This window comes from Mesorhizobium sp. B2-5-7 (assembly GCF_006440875.1).
Classification (GTDB): domain Bacteria; phylum Pseudomonadota; class Alphaproteobacteria; order Rhizobiales; family Rhizobiaceae; genus Mesorhizobium; species Mesorhizobium australicum.
Genome location: NZ_VFUO01000016.1, coordinates 1 through 14807, shown reverse-complemented (window position 1 = coordinate 14807; position 14807 = coordinate 1). Strand labels below are relative to the sequence as shown.

Sequence of the window (14807 nt, the reverse complement as noted above, 5' to 3'; positions counted from 1 at the left end):
TGGCGCCAGGACGGCTCCGCCACAAAATCTCACCCGATGCATAACTAGGGTTAGGTGGCGCGCCACCTAACCGTTCAACGGCGCGCTTTACGTCTTCCGCGCCAAAAGAGCGGACAGGATCAAGATCGTCTGGTGGGACGGCAGCGGCGTGTGTTTTTATGCCAAGCGGCTAACGACGCGAAGTTGGCCGCGGATCGGCCACAACCGGGTCCAGCTCAATGCTCAGCTCATGGCTCTGGTTGACGGAATGGACTGGAAACGGGTTCGGACGGAGACCGTCAGGCGGCCGCAATCGGCTGGGTAAAACCCTGCGGCATGATGAATCAGGGGGCTGAAAAGCGGGAAAATTGCCCGCGAATATGCTCTGATTTTGGCCATGTCGACACCCCATCTCGCACTCCCGGACGACGTTGACGCGCTCAAGACGATGGTTGTTGCCATGGCCGAAAAGGCCGCCCTTATGGAGGAGCGCGCCTTCATCTCGAGTTGGTCAACAAAAGTGCTGATGAGCGGATCGCACGTCTGACCGCGGTGGTGAAGATGCTTGGAGAGCGCGCGCTTCGGCAGCCGCTCCGAAAGTTTTGCGGACCGGTGAGCTGAGCGAGGAGCAGTATGCTCTCGTCTTCGAGGAGACCGAAACCGGCGTGGCGGCCATCGAAGCGCAGATGGACAAGTCTGTGGGCGGCTCGAAAGCGAAGCGCGCACCGCGTCCTCGCAAAGGCTTTGCGGCCCATCTCGAACAGGTCGAGGTGGTCATCGAGCCCGAAACGCCTGCTGGCTGCGAAGCGCTGGAAAAGATCCCGATTGGCGAGGATGTCTCCGAACGGCTCGATGTCACCCCGCGAAGTTCCGGGTGATCGTCACCCGTCGGACGGCGTTATCAAGGCAGCCGCTCCCGCCCGCATTCGAAAGCATCCGACCGAAGCGCTGCTGGCGCAGTTCGCGGTGTCGAAATACGCTGATGGCCTGCCGATCTACCGCCACGAAGCGATCTATGCTCGCGATCAGGTCGAGATCGACCGGTCACAGATGGCCCAGTGGATGGGCAAGGTCGGCTTCGAGCTCGAGCCACTCGCCGATTACGCACTGACCGGCATCAACCAGGGTGAGCGGGTCTTTGCCGATGAGACCACGCTGCCAACGTTGGCGGCGGGATCGGGCAAGGCCAAGACGGCCTACCTCTGGACCTATCTCCGCGATGATCGGCCCTTTGGCGGCAGCGGACCGCCCATCAGGCTCCGGCGCCGTTCCACGCCACCCCGCGCGGCTGGGCCGGTCCCGGCCTGCTGGCGATGATCCTGTTCGAGAAGTTCGGCCAGCATCAGCCGCTCAATCGCCAGGCTGAACGCTATGCCCGCGAAGGCGTGCCGCTCAGCCTGTCGACGCTCGCCGACCAGGTCGGCGCCGGCGCCGCGGCGCTGATGCCGCTGTTCAAGCGGCTCGAACCCCATTGCTGTCCGCTTCACGTCTGCACGGCGACGATACGACGGTTCCGGTCCTGGCCAAGGGCAAGACCGATACCGGCCGATTATGGACCTATGTGCGCGATGACCGACCATTCGGTGGCGCCGATCCGCCGGCGGCGGTGTTCTACTATTCCCGCGATCGCCGAGGGGAGCATCCTGCGGCGCATCTCGCCGGCTGGAGCGGCATCCTGCAGGGCGATGCCTATGGCGGTTATGGCGATCTCTATACGACGGGCCGTCAGCCCGCGCCTGTTCTGGAGGCCAGCTGCTGGGCCCACAGCCGGCGCAAAGTGTTCGAGCTGGCCGATATCGAAGCGGCGGCGCGCAAGAAGGCGCGCGGCGAGAAGCCCAACCTGGTCTATCCGCTCGCGGTTAAGCCGTGAGCGCATCGATGCCCTGTTCGATATTGAGCGCGCGATCAACGGCCTGTCCCCAGGCCAACGCCACGCCGTGCGCCAAGAGCGGAGCGCGCCGCTGGTCACCGAGCTCGAGCGCTGGATGATCGAGACGCGCGACAAGCTCTCGCGCGGACACGATCTGACCAAGGCCTTCAACTACATGCTGCGTCGCTAGTCATCCTTCACCCGGTTCCTCGACGATGGGCGGATTTGCCCATCGAACAATGCAGCCGAGCGAGCCCTGCGCGGCATCGCCATCTCGGGGTCATTCTGCCCATGTTGGGCAGGAGGTCGAGGTCCATTACCGTTGGCACCCGTATTTCGGACGTCGGCTTCGCTGCGAGAACAGCGAAGAGCGCGCCAACGGCCGGATCATTCATCTCGTCGTCGCGCCCGGGCATGTCATTACCGCTCCGGCCTGGATGATCGATCCCGTGGCTTGCGCGGCGATGGACCTTGGCTCCCCGCGCGTATCGCTTGCCGCGCTGCTTGAGCTTAACAAGCTCTTGATCGAACGCCGTTTCCGGCGAGGCTCTCCGGATGATTTCACCATCGCGGAGGCGCAACATGAGAACCTTGCCACCCCCGACACGATCTCTCGTGGTCGTTCGCCAACTCAGCTTGCCGCTCGACTCGCAGAAGCTGAACGGGCTGAGTTCAGCGCAATGGACCATAGTGATCGCCCGGCTCGCCAACGTACTGATGGCCGCCGCCGGCGTGGCAACGGAGGAGGAGAGCTGCGATGACGAGCGGTAATCTGATTCCGACTGCCGTCCTCAAGCGCAAGGCCGTGGTCTATGTGCGTCAGTCCACTCAGGCGCAGGTCCAGCTCAACCTTGAGAGCCAGCGTCGGCAGTATGAGCTTGTCGACGTCGCGCGGCGCTGGGGATTCCGCAAAGTAGAGGTGATCGACGAGGATCTGGGACGAACCGCAAGCGGGGCTGTGGAGCGTCCCGGTTTCGAGCGCCTGGTCGACGATCTGTGCACCGGCCATGTGGGCGCCGTGCTTTGCCTGGAGGCGTCCCGCCTGTCGCGCAACGGGCCGGACTGGCATCGGCTGCTCGAGTTGTGCGGCGAAGTCGATGCACGCGTGATCGATCTGGACGGAGTCTACGATCCGGGATTGCCGAACGACCGCCTGCTGCTCGGTATGAAGGGCAGCATCAGCGAGTTCGAGCTCGGCGTGCTGCGTGCCCGCATGTACGAGGCCGCCCGCGCCAAGGCACAGCGTGGGGAACTGCGCATCTCCGTGCCCTTCGGCTATGTCTGGCACCGCGATTATGGTCTCGGTTTCGATCCCGACATGCGCCTGCAGGAGACCATTCGCCTGATATTCGCGCGCTTCCGCGAACTCGGCAGTGCGCGCCAGGTCCTGATCTCGATGATCGACGATGGCGTGCATTACTGCTGTTGCTGGCCGCGCAAACGGGGTTGCGGGTCTCGGAGATCATCGATCTCCACCAGGACTCGGTGATGCTGGGGCACGGTGCCCACGTGCGATGCGTTGGCAAGGGCCGCAAGGAGCGAAGTACGCCGCTCACCAAGGTTGCACAGCAAGCCCTTCGGGGCTGGCTCAACGAGCCCAGGAAGCGGGGTACAACGGCTCTCTTTCCGAACATGCACGGCGGCAGGCTGAGCGCCGAGGCGTGCAGGCGCTGCTGAACAAATATGTCGCCAAGGCTCGCGAACACTGCGTCCCCCTCCGCTCGAAGCGGGTGTCGCCCCATGTTTTGAGGCACAGCGCTGCCATGGAGCTGCTGCAGGCGGGCGTCGATTGTTCGGTCATCGCCCTATGGCTGGGCCATGAGGCGATGGAAACAACGCTGACCTATCTTCACGCACATCTTGAGCTGAAGGAATCCGCACTTGCCAAGCTGAAGCCATACGAACGCGCAAAGGCCGAACGATTTCGACCAAACGACCGGCTTCTCGCGTTCCTGAACGCCCTTTGAGCATGAGACCTATGCCGAGTGTGAACGACCGGTTCTTGGTCGAAATGGCAGGCAAAGCGCGTCATACCGCCATGATCGGAAGAGGCTCGGCATAGTTCGGCGGTCGGCATAAAGCGCTAAGTTGAATGACGTCGACCCTCAGGCCTGGCTCGCCGACATCCTCGCCCGACTGCCCGCCTATCCGGCACATTGGATCGATGATTTGCTGCCGTGGAATTGGAGATCCGCAAAACTGCGGACCCAACCAGCGGCGGCCTGAACATGCAGCGCAATAAGGTGCACCACGTCTACACCGTCGAACTTGTCGCCAGCGACCTCGGCGTCAGCGAAGCGCTCATCCACGAACTGACCCTCGGTCTCGAGCCGGAGGACGGCGTCATCTGGGTGTACGGCACCAACGATGACGACGGGATCTTAGCCTTCACCGATGAAGGCATCGAGGAGGTTAAACTCCTCCTCGAAGAATATCATCGCATCTCCCCATCAAAAACTTGACGCCAGCACCGCAGTGCTAAGGTCCTCATGGCCGCCGGATACGCACGTCTGCGTTCTTCACCGGTTGCGTACGCTTCCGCCGACCAGCGCCGCCGCGGACTTGCGTCCAGCCGGCTCGCAACCGCCTCAAGGACATGGAAGCTTCTGTCATCCGGCATAGGCGCAGACATAGAAATTGACATTGCAAGCTCCTCAGCTCATTCAGTGTCACTATCTATCGCTCATCACCTCAAGCCGCGCCAGATGGGGTCAGCTTGGCGCTTACGCTGATCGCCCTTGCCGCTACCTAGTTAGCTGTGGCACCAAGACCAACGAGTGTCAGCCGAGACCCTTCAATGTCTCAGGATCTGGCTAAGAAATAGCTTGGTGCGTTCGTGCTGGGGGTTGGTGAAGAAGTCGTTGGGATTGCCCTCTTCAACGATTTGGCCCCAATCCATAAATATTACCCGGTCTGCGACGGCGCGAGCAAACCCCATCTCGTGGGTGACGCAGACCATGGTCATGCCGTCGCTTGCCAAACTGGTCATAGTGTCCAGCACTTCGGAGACCATTTCCGGATCGAGCGCCGACGTCGGTTCGTCGAACAGCATGACCGCGGGTTCCATGCACAGCGAACGGGCAATCGCAACACGCTGCTGCTGTCCGCCGGACAGCTGAACCGGGTATTTGTTCGCCTGTTCTGGAATTCGCACCCGCTCCAGAAATTTCAGCGCGGTCTTTTTGGCCTGGGCTTCGGGCACGCCCTTGATCCACATGGGACCGGCCATGCAGTTCATCAGCACGGTCATATGGGGGAAGAGATTGAAGTGCTGGAACACCATCCCGACATTCTTGCGAACTTCGGTCACGTTGCGCATTTTGTTGTGCAATCTGATCCCGTTGACGGTGATCTCGCCCTTCTGATGCGCTTCGAGCCGGTTGAAGCAGCGGATGAGCGTCGACTTCCCGGATCCGGAGGGACCGCAGATGACGATGCGTTCGCCTTTGCGGACGGTTAGATTGACATCAGTTAATGCTCTGAAGGTGCCGTACCATTTGGAGACATTCGTGGCTTCGATAATTATGTCAGCACTCATTGACCCGTGCTTCTGACTGAATGACTCCTGGGATGAAAGTGATTCGCGCAGCACATTGCCAATCGCTTGCGAGGAATCGCCGCTATCGAGGCCCTTCAAGTGACTTTTGAGGCCAGCAGTCATCGTGCTTTGCTCCTTGCATAGTGACGCTCGAGTCGCGATTGAGCCACTTCGAGGCAGGCAGACATGATCCAATAAATCATTGCGGCTGTTATCAGCATCTCCATGTGATGGAAGGTTGGCTGGCCGATGGTGCGAGCAAGGAACGTTAGCTCCCACACTCCGAGGACCGAGACAAGCGAGCTGTCTTTCAGCATTGAGATGAACGTGTTTCCCATTGGAGGAATGATGACAGGCAGCGCCTGAGGCAGGATGATCCTGCGCATGGTTAGACCGAAGCCGAAACCAATGGATCGTGAAGCTTCCCATTGGCCGCGATCGATGCTTTGGATACCGGCGCGGAAAATTTCAGTCATATATGCGCCGACGCAAAGCGACAGCGCCAATATCCCCGAAGGAACGGCATTGATGACAATGCCCAGCTGCGGCAGCCCGAGGTAAATCAGGTAAATCTGTATGAGAAGCGGCAGGCCACGAAAAAAGGATGTGTAGAAGCTGGCGATAGCGTAGGCGAAGCCGTTGCTTGAAAGTTTAGCAATCGCTGCAATGATGGCGATGACTGATGCGCAAACAAGTGAAACTGCTGAAACATAGATCGTCGTCACCACACCCTGCGTAATCAGGTATGGCAGATTTTCCCAGATGAAGGGCAGACTAAGGTTGAACGCTTTGAAGAAGGCCAGGAAGAGAGTCAGCAGCTCGATCCACACAATGCCAATCTGGGCCTTCAAGGGGGCAAAACCGATTAGCACGATGTTTAGGCAGAACGTGACCCCAATCACGAAAGCGATTGCGAAACGCCCATAGACGCCACTCTGCAGAGGGTCGCCGATGACAGGCCGCATAAGCTCGCCGAAGGTTGTGCCCACAAGGTTGAACATGAGACAAATCGCGAAGACGACGCCAAAGATCGAGGCAACAAACCACGGTCTATGGACAAGGACCTCGGATTCCACCGTATCCTGGTAAAGCATGGGACATCCTCCAACAAGGCGGCTCGGGCTGACCCGAGCCGCGTAACTTTCACCAACTTGCTAATTCTCGACAGAGTGGTCCGACCCGTACCATTTGATCGACAGAGTCGAGAGCGTGCCGTCATCCTTCATGCTCTTTAGGGCGGCTGAGACCTTCTCGCTGAACTCCTTGTCGCCTTTCATCATAGGGATGGCAGCAGGCGTGGCAAAGAGACTCCCAAGCACCTTGAAGGGGTAGCCAGATTTGATTGCTCTTTCCGCGAGAGTTCCGTCAGTAAGAATTGCATGAAGACGGGTACCATCGCCTAGCCGGAGATCATCCAACGCAACACCCGTTGAGGTATAAACCTTCACTTCACCGGCCTTGAATTTGTAATCCTCGGGCCGAGCGCCAATCCAATCCCACTTAAAGTTTTGGTTTACATAGTCCTCGGCCAGGGTTCCAGCGGAAACGCCGACGATCTTTCCATTTAGATCGGAAAGTGTAGACGCCTTACTGTCATTGTGAACAATGACAGCCGCTTTTTCATAGAAGTAAGTGGTGGAATAGTCGAATTTTTCAGCTCTGGTTTTAGTAGGGGTCATTTGACCCATGCTAATATCCCAACGGCCCTGCCAGTTGCCTGCGGCTATGATGTCCCACCCCGGCGTGACAAATTCAACGTTAACACCAAGGGATTTAGCGACGCCTTTGGCGACGTCGATGTCATAGCCCTCTAATTCGTGGTTCGCATTCAGGGAAGACATTGCTCCCCAATCAGTGCCAACCGCAACCCTGAGCGTCTTCGTATTGAGAACACGCTGCAGCACCTCTCCGGCATACACCGAGGTACTGTAAACGACCGACGCGATGGACAATGATGCCGCTGTGATAATTGTCACAATCTTATTCATAGTACATTCCCCTTTGAGGTTGATATGATGCATGAGACTCGGCGGTACCGCTCATACAGAAGCGACGGGCCGCTATAGCCAATCACCATGGCTGAAGCAGCCGCGAGCGCTCACTCCTCCATGCCGTCGCCTATATGCTAACCAAAGCCCCTCGGCCCATGAGGTAGCAAGAATATAATCAATATCAGACCCATCTGGAAGTTAGATGGCTGGAAGCGTCTTGGCAGCCCGGAAATCCTCCAGCCGGGCGGTCCAAAATTGGGAACACCTCACGATATCTTGTCATTCGATGACCCATAGTGGGACTTTGGGGACAACAAGATGACCCGTGGTCATGCCAAGCGTGTCAAGATCTAACGCTAGGTATGATGTTACCGATGATATCGAGCCACACGGCGGCACGACCAACATAAAATGTGTGGGTATCCCATCGCGTTTCGAGATGTTCATTTGCGATACACCGAAAGATGCCCCCCACCGAGACCAGTTGGCAACCCACGAACTGCTCATGGCGGAATGAGGTCATGCGGAAAGCAGTATTCGACAACGGCGAAGGAAATTGACCGGTTGCAGTGTTTTGTTTAAGTAAATCGCTTGTCGCCAGCCCCGGCAGCGAAGCGCTTGTTTGGAGAGGACACCAACTTGGGGGCGATTATCTCCTGCGATACCACTAATCGCTTGCAGACTCACTCCCGGACAGCTAAATGCGGTTCTGGATATGCTAGAGCCCCGATGTATTTGAAAAGCGCGTTCTGCTCAGATGTCCTGGAGGTGTGCTCTCAATTGGTCGCCGCAAATAGCGCTTGGTCGGCATCGCGAGCACGCGGAAGGGGGGCTCCAGATCAGGCAACGTCAACGCCTTGCTCAGAATAGCTCACAAGCGTGTGAGGACTCACCTGTCACTGTCGCATGAGCCGGTCCATGAAGAACCTCTCCAGCAGTGTGGGAAATGTGCTGGCGCTCTTCATCCCGGTCTCCCCGCTCAGATGGCTCCACTCGCAGTAGGGCGCACTGCAGTAACTCTGGCGTTTCGGTGAGATCCCAGTAGGTGTCGGTGACGTGTGCGTGCCCGAGGTAAGTCGTCGGCCGTGAAGAATACCGAAGCCGCTGATATCGCATAGGAATAGTCTACTTTTCAGCTTCCGAATTGCAGGTAACGGCCAGTTTGTGGGTAGTTTCTTGCAATTCCAGTTTGCGATTTCGCCGCCTGGCGAAGCGCGATTCGCCGCTTTCATCGCAGTGAATCGGAGCTAGGCGATGGGCAGACCACGCGAGCGGCGTGAGACTGGAGAACAGGATCTGTTCCGCGCTCGCCTTGAGCAGAGAGGCGCGCTTCGGTGCGGTCTATTCGAACGGTCCCGGCATGCTGCCGATGCCGACCCGGCTAATAGCGGGGCTCGCCATCCTCAAGCACACCTTCAACCTGTCGGACGAGGCGCTGTGCGTCCGCTGGATCGAGAACCTGTATTTCCAGTGTCTGTCCGGCGAGGAGTTCTTCCGCCACAACCTGCCGTTCGACCGCTCGTCGATGACGCGCTGGCGCAGCCGCATGGGCGAGGAGCGGATCGTCGCGCTTGCAAGAAAGCCTCAGCATTGCGGTCAAGAACAGGGCGATGAAGCCGACCGACACGCGCCAAGTGATCGTGGACACGACCGTGCAGCCTGTTCCCGACCAACGCCAAGCTCATCCACCGGGCCCGCGAGCGGCTGGTGCGGCTGGCGAAGAAGACGCGGCTCGACCTGCGTCAGTCCTATGTCCGGGTCGGCAAACAGGCGCTGATCATGTATCAGCGCTACGCCCACGCCAAGCAATTCAAGCGGGCCAACAAGGCCCTGCGCAGGCTCAGGACGTATGTGGGGCGCACCGTCCGCGACATCTCCCGTCAGATCGCCGGCGACGCGAAGCTGGACGCGCTTTTCAAATGGTCGCTCTACCAGGCCTCCACCGTTCTCGAGCAGCGCCAGCGCGGCCGCAAGATCTACAGCCTGCATGCGCACGAGGTGGAATGCATCGGCAAGGGCAAGGCGCACGCGCCCTACGAGTTCGGGTGAAGGTGCCGGTGGCCACCACACTGAACCGCTCAAAGGGTGGCCAGTTCGCCCTACATGCAAAAGCGCTGCCCGGCAATCCCTATGACGGCCACACGCTCATCGATCATCCCTGACATGGAAAAGACCATCGGCAACGAGATCAGCCGCGTTCTCGCCGACGCCGGCTATCGCGGCCACAATGCGCCGCAAAGTCATAAGTTCAGGGTCTTCACCGCTGGTCAAAAGCGCCGCGTGACACCGGCCATCAAGCGCCAAATGCGCCGCCGCTCCGCGATCGAGCCGGTGATTGGCCACATCAAGAACGAACACAGAATGGCCGCAATTAACTCGCTCACATCCAAGGCGATGCGATCAACGCCATCCTGGCCGCAGCCGGTTACAACTTCTCCCTCCTGCTCAGGTGGCTGAAGCAACTTTTGTGGCTCTTGATCGCCGCGTTCCTGAACCGGCCGAAGCAGCTTGCCGCTTAGCGATCAAGATTGTTCACAGTCGACTAAGTCGAGAGCACCGGCAGGTTGCGCTCGACAATGACCCCATCGCGATACCAGCGCAGCAGGGTATAGAAGCTTTCGCCACAATCGAATGAGGAGTCAACGACTGGCGCGGTGGCGGTGGGTTCCGGGGAGTTGCCGTTGGCCGACGGCTTTCGCCTTGTGGGTAGTGTGCTGAGGGTTCTGCAAATTCGCTGAGAGAGGGAAGGCTGGTGATGTTCAACGTCACCGATTCCCTGGAAGGAACGCCACCATGACCAAGACAGAAAGTAAGACCGCCAGCGCTGCCGTCAAAGACATTCTGCTTTCGAACCCGGATGGATTGCACGAGGTGATCCGCGCCGTGATGCAGGAGGTGCTCGGGGCCGAGATGGACGAGGCGCTGGGTGCTTTGAAGAGCGAGCGCACACCGGAGCGGCTGGGCTGCCGCTCGGGTTCTATGGCCGTACCCTTGTCATCGGCAAGCTTGAGCTGCGGGTTCCGCAGGACCGGGCCGGCCGCTTCTCCACCGAGCTTTTCGAGCGTTACCAGCGTTCGGAGCGGGCCTTGGTGGCCACGCTTGCGGAGATGTATGTGCAGGGCGTTTCGACCCGGAAGGTCAAGGCGATCACAGAAGAGCTGTGCGGCCATGCTTTCTCGGCCTCGTCGATCTCGGCCATCAACAAACGCCTGGACGAGAGTTTGAAGGCGTTTGCCGAGCGCCTGCTTCAAGAGCCTTTTGCCTACCTCATCCTCGATGCTCGCTACAAGAAGGTACGCGAAGCCGGCATCGTCATGAGCCAGGCGGTGCTGATCGCGGTCGGCATCGACTGGGATGGGCGGCGCCAGATCCTGGCCGTCGAGATGGCCAATCGCGAGCCGCTCGGCCTGGAGGGATTTCCTCGTCGCCCTGAAGGCGCGCGGCCTCAAGGGCTCGAGCTGGTCGTGTCCGACGATCATGCCGGCCTGGTGGCCGCGATCGGCGAGGTGATCCCGGAAGCCGCCTGGCAGCGCTGCTACGTGCACTTCCTCAGGAACGCGCTCGATCACCTACCGAGAAAGCATGGCGACGATTGCCTGCAGGAGTTGCGCTGGCTCTATGACCGGCGCGATCTCGCCGAGGCCAAGGCCGATCTCGCCGCATGGCTGTCCAAATGGTCGGGCCGCTATCCAAGGCTGACGACCTGGGTGGAGGAGACCATCGAGCGCACGCTGACCTTCTTTTGTCTGCCGCGCCAGCATCACAAGCATCTCAAGAGCACGAACATGCTTGAACGGCTCAATGAGGAAATCCGCCGGCGCACCTATGTCGTACGCATCTTTCCAAACTCACAGCGCTGCCTGCGCCTCGTCAGGGCACTGGCCGTCGAGACCAACGAAAACTGGATGGAGGCCAACCGCTTCATCAACATGGACGACCTGCGCGAGCACAAGAAGCTCGCGCTGCGTCAAGCCGCATGACCAGCTTCATGGCCGCCTCATTTTGCGGAACTCACACAACCGCCTTTTGCCGGTGCCGCAGTCCGGACCGTCGCTCCGTTTCCAGTCGCTGCTCATCAAACCGGACATCGGATCTCCCGCATCCAGCTTCCCACTGGCCTCATCGTAAGGCCCACGGCGGCGATACGCGCTGCCGACGAAGACACACCACGCCCAGTTTCTCGGAGATGTGGTCCGCGAGAGCTGTTTCGCGCCGCACCCTTGCAGCTTATGCCGATGGCACTTGCTCACGCGGTCATACACATTACCGGTCAACGGCATCATAGGCCGGCGCTCGGGTGTCGTAGCTGAAGTAGGTCGACCAACCGAGCAAAAGCTGGTTCAGCCGAACACGCACTTCTAGCCGCGGCCCCTTGTTACACCCTCCGCCTCGATCTGCGCAAAGGTCACGCCGTTCACGCCCGGCGAACCCGCATTGGCGCGGGTAAGCGCATAGGCATGGCGCAGCATGTCTTCACGGCAGATCTTGTCGTAGAGCACGTAGAAGCGGTAAAGGGGCTCCGCCTTCGCCTTACGATACAGCTTCCTCTGCAGATACCTGGTCATTTCGGCGTTTCCATGCTTGTCGCCAATCACCCCTCCCCACCACCTTCGAAAGCACACCAGAAGTCAGGGTCCTTCGCTCCGCTGGCATTACCCGGCTTCAACGGCCGGACGACCGTTTCCGACTCCCGCCGGCACCGCCGCCCGGAGGTTGAGGCCGCCACCCTCATGCCGAACGGGCCTCCCTTCGATTACCAGCATCACCTTTCCAACGTGCCGTGCCCAATACCCGGCAGACCGGACAGGTGCCTATGTCGATTGCTTCCCTGTCCGCACAGCCTTCCCCGAGCGAGAGATGGGTCGGAGTCTGCATTGACTCTTTCGAGGCCTGCTCAGGCTTTACTCACGTTACGGCACGCTGGATTGCTCGACCGCCCGGGGCGGTCTTTGTCACGAGGCTTCGTCCCGGCCAGTTACCCAACCAAGCCGCTATTCAGACTTTCCGGTGGATCCCTCCTCCACTGGTGATACGCGCCTTCGAGGCATCATCACGCCTGCCAACGGGACGGTGGACACCCAGAATCCGCCGCCTAACGTACACGCAGAAGTTGCCACCGACACGGACTGACGAAGGTCAGGTAAATTCATACTATTCTCGATATGCCCATTCGGCGACTGACAATGCCCGGATCGAATTTACCATTGTCCGCCTCAACACCGCCTCTAAGGTCGGCCAGCACATCGGGCAGGAATGGTTCCACGCGCCGCGATAGCAGGTTGAAATTCAGGAAAAGCTGTTCAGCTGTCGACAGTAACGCTCCGTCGGCACGTACCATGGTTTGCGCGACATGGACTCGCTTTTCGTCTATGTCGGCTATCCAAGTAGTAAGGACCAAATTGTCGCCGCGCATCGCTTCTTTCTTGTAAGCGATCCGCGCCTCGGCGGTGACGAGGCCAGAGAGCATCGAACCATTCGCATTTAGACGTATGGCAGTGTCGAGCCGTACATCCGCAGCTTTACTGAACGCTGCCAGATAGTGCACCATATTCATGTGCCCATATCCGTCAATAAGATCGTCGGTCACCATTGTTGCGAATTTACAGGTCGCATCCATCTATTTGCCCAATCTCTTGTAATGTTAGAAGATTACAGTGCCGCCGATATTGCGTGCTCACACTCTACTCGCACGTCGCTGCTGCCGAAAGAGAGCTCAAGCGACACATGACAGAGGCGAAGTTGGCGGTGCATCGCTTTTGCTTGGCTCCGCGATATTCGTTCCACGCACATAGAGACGCCCATGCCCCCGCCGATGCAGAGCGTCGCCAGGCCCTCTTTCGCGCCGCGCCGGCGCATTTCGTAGACAGCGTGTTGAACACGCGGGCACCGGAGGCGCCAATCGAGTGGCTGATGGCGATGGCTGCCATCAACGTTAACGATTGTGGATCCCAGGCCATGCTTTTGTAGACGGCGCGGGCCTGCGCGGCGAAAGCCTCGTGGCCTCTACGAGGTCGAGGTCCTTGACCGACCAGCCGGCCTTCTCCGGCGCCCGCCTCGAGGCGGGAATAGGTCCGGGGCCCATTATCGCCGGATCGACGCCGGCAGTCGCCCCGGCAGCGATGCGGACCAGCCGGGCGATGCCGCGGCCTGGTGGCTTCTGCCTCGGTCATCAGCAGCGCGCCGGCGCCGTCATTGATGCCGGACGCATTGGCCGCGTCACCGTGCCGTCCTTGTCGAGAGCCGGCTTCAGGTTAGTCATGGCGTCGATGACGGCGCCATGAGGATATATTCGTCCTGGTCGACGATCGTGTCGCCCTTCTTGCCCTTGATGGTGACGGCGACGATCTCATCCTTGAACTGCCAGCCTTCTGCACCGCCTCGGCCTTGGTCTGCGAGGCGAGCGCGAACTGTTCCTGGTCGCAAGCAAAAATGGCTGGTGAAATTGACCGCCAACGTTGGTTTCCAATGTCGATCCCATCCATCCGCTCGGCTGCAGCTTCGAAGAAGCGCTCAGTATCGGTCGCTTCGGCAAGATCACAACGTGTCGCGCCAATGGCGGGATGTCGGTGGCTCATCTCTGCAATCTTCTGTTGATCAACATCGCACACCTCTACCGGAGCCCCAGCTTTCGCAAGTGCCTCGGCGATAACACGACCAATACCGGAGGCCGCAGCGGAGACCATAGCTCGGCGACCAGTGAGAGACAGGGAGGGGGTCCTTTGTGCTGCTCCTAAATATCCGAGTAGGTCGCAAGTTTTGCAACGAATTCACGACTTACTTAGAGGTCCAACACACTATTTCTGCGAGCGTCGCTAATTCAAATGTTGTTTGCAGATTGAAGCCATCTCGAATTCAGATTCTACCGCGCTAATGGAGAATGGTAACTTCTCCGGGGTTACGCGGGCACAATACTGCGAACTCACCAGCGATAGCTACGCATTGCCGGCTGCGAGCAGCGCGTCGATTTCTGCATCGCTGTATTCAACGAGCGGAGAATCTTACGAGTGGACGCGCCGAATTTTTCGGCCGGGGAGAGTGCACTGACCGCAGGCCTGACGGCATACGGATCGAGCTGCACGACGACGTGGCCGCTCTGGTGCTCACAGTAGCCCGAGAAGGAAAAGCTGCCGCGGTCCGTGCCCGGGGTGCCATCCGCAGGCCGGGCGTTTCCGGAACATATCGCACCGATGTCCTCGCATACCGCCACGCCGCGCCAGCGGGCCGAAGCTTCGCATCGGGACCCGCGGGTTCATCGAAAGGCCCTCGTCCCGCGTAGTCGTTGCAATAGGGCATCTGCAGCAGGCCCGAGAGGGCCGCGAGCGAGGTTCCTCGGCCACCCAAGCACGTGCAGTATCTCAGATATTTTCGACTGCACGTCGCACTGCAATTAGCCGCTTCTCCCAGGCGTCGCCGGTGAGCCTCTTTGCGC

General features: G+C 59.5%; 10 protein-coding genes and 8 pseudogenes. 11 read left to right on the top strand and 7 right to left on the bottom strand.

Annotation, left to right across the window (positions count from 1 at the left end; genetic code table 11):
• Positions 1-376: 376 nt before the first annotated feature.
• The 8 genes and pseudogenes from FJ543_RS31230 to FJ543_RS31195 form a co-directional block, all read left to right on the top strand.
• Positions 377-1233, top strand: a pseudogene (locus tag FJ543_RS31230) (transposase); the annotation flags it as partial.
• 5 nt (positions 1234-1238) lie between these two features.
• Positions 1239-2123, top strand: a pseudogene (locus FJ543_RS32140) (IS66 family transposase); the annotation flags it as partial.
• Positions 2065-2610 (top strand): hypothetical protein, encoded by a 546-nt coding sequence (locus FJ543_RS32135; protein WP_224656016.1) that lies wholly within the window; start codon positions 2065-2067, stop codon positions 2608-2610. The pseudogene FJ543_RS32140 and the gene FJ543_RS32135, both read left to right, overlap by 59 nt.
• Positions 2607-3269, top strand: a pseudogene (locus FJ543_RS31210) (recombinase family protein); the annotation flags it as partial. The gene FJ543_RS32135 and the pseudogene FJ543_RS31210, both read left to right, overlap by 4 nt.
• A 5-nt stretch (positions 3270-3274) precedes the next feature.
• On the top strand, positions 3275-3526 hold the full coding sequence (locus FJ543_RS32130; protein ID WP_246678897.1) for a tyrosine-type recombinase/integrase: 252 nt from the start codon (positions 3275-3277) through the stop codon (positions 3524-3526).
• The gene (locus FJ543_RS32125) at positions 3511-3816 is read left to right on the top strand and encodes a tyrosine-type recombinase/integrase (protein WP_246678896.1); all 306 of its coding nucleotides are present in this window, start codon (positions 3511-3513) and stop codon (positions 3814-3816) included. The genes FJ543_RS32130 and FJ543_RS32125 overlap by 16 nt, the downstream gene beginning before the upstream one ends.
• A gap of 112 nt (positions 3817-3928) precedes the next feature.
• Positions 3929-4075 (top strand): annotated as a pseudogene (locus FJ543_RS31200) (transposase domain-containing protein); the annotation flags it as partial.
• Positions 4027-4311, top strand: coding sequence for a hypothetical protein (locus FJ543_RS31195; protein ID WP_224656013.1), 285 nt, complete (start codon positions 4027-4029; stop codon positions 4309-4311). The pseudogene FJ543_RS31200 and the gene FJ543_RS31195, both read left to right, overlap by 49 nt.
• A 332-nt stretch (positions 4312-4643) precedes the next feature.
• On the opposite strand, the gene FJ543_RS31190 is transcribed toward FJ543_RS31195, so the two are convergent.
• The 3 genes from FJ543_RS31190 to FJ543_RS31180 form a co-directional block, all read right to left on the bottom strand.
• Entirely contained in the window at positions 4644-5387 is a 744-nt protein-coding gene (locus FJ543_RS31190; protein WP_064995251.1) for an amino acid ABC transporter ATP-binding protein, read from the bottom strand.
• 119 nt (positions 5388-5506) lie between these two features.
• A complete protein-coding gene (locus FJ543_RS31185; RefSeq protein WP_064995246.1) occupies positions 5507-6481 on the bottom strand; it encodes an amino acid ABC transporter permease in 975 nt (324 codons plus the stop codon).
• A gap of 60 nt (positions 6482-6541) precedes the next feature.
• Positions 6542-7375: a transporter substrate-binding domain-containing protein gene (locus FJ543_RS31180; RefSeq protein ID WP_064995250.1), complete on the bottom strand. Its 834-nt coding sequence runs from the start codon at positions 7373-7375 to the stop codon at positions 6542-6544.
• Between the two features lie 1257 nt (positions 7376-8632).
• Between FJ543_RS31180 and FJ543_RS31170 the strand changes: the two are divergent.
• From FJ543_RS31170 to FJ543_RS31165, 3 genes and pseudogenes are all read left to right on the top strand, one after another.
• Positions 8633-9897, top strand: a pseudogene (locus tag FJ543_RS31170) (IS5 family transposase).
• Between the two features lie 274 nt (positions 9898-10171).
• Positions 10172-10300, top strand: a pseudogene (locus FJ543_RS32120) (IS256 family transposase); the annotation flags it as partial.
• Positions 10240-11358 carry an IS256 family transposase gene (locus tag FJ543_RS31165; RefSeq protein WP_084016182.1) on the top strand — a complete coding sequence of 373 codons (1119 nt, stop codon included), beginning with the start codon at positions 10240-10242 and terminating at the stop codon, positions 11356-11358. The pseudogene FJ543_RS32120 and the gene FJ543_RS31165, both read left to right, overlap by 61 nt.
• A 378-nt stretch (positions 11359-11736) precedes the next feature.
• On the opposite strand, the gene FJ543_RS31160 is transcribed toward FJ543_RS31165, so the two are convergent.
• The 4 genes and pseudogenes from FJ543_RS31160 to FJ543_RS31145 form a co-directional block, all read right to left on the bottom strand.
• Complete coding sequence (locus FJ543_RS31160; RefSeq protein WP_224656014.1) at positions 11737-11943, bottom strand: hypothetical protein; 207 nt, start codon at positions 11941-11943, stop codon at positions 11737-11739.
• A 581-nt stretch (positions 11944-12524) separates the two neighbouring features.
• Complete coding sequence (locus FJ543_RS31155) at positions 12525-12995, bottom strand: thioesterase family protein (protein ID WP_084016180.1); 471 nt, start codon at positions 12993-12995, stop codon at positions 12525-12527.
• Positions 12996-13150: 155 nt separating this feature from the next.
• Positions 13151-13797 (bottom strand): annotated as a pseudogene (locus FJ543_RS31150) (acetyl-CoA C-acetyltransferase); the annotation flags it as partial.
• A 54-nt stretch (positions 13798-13851) separates the two neighbouring features.
• Positions 13852-14061, bottom strand: a pseudogene (locus tag FJ543_RS31145) (SDR family NAD(P)-dependent oxidoreductase); the annotation flags it as partial.
• Positions 14062-14807 lie beyond the last annotated feature (746 nt).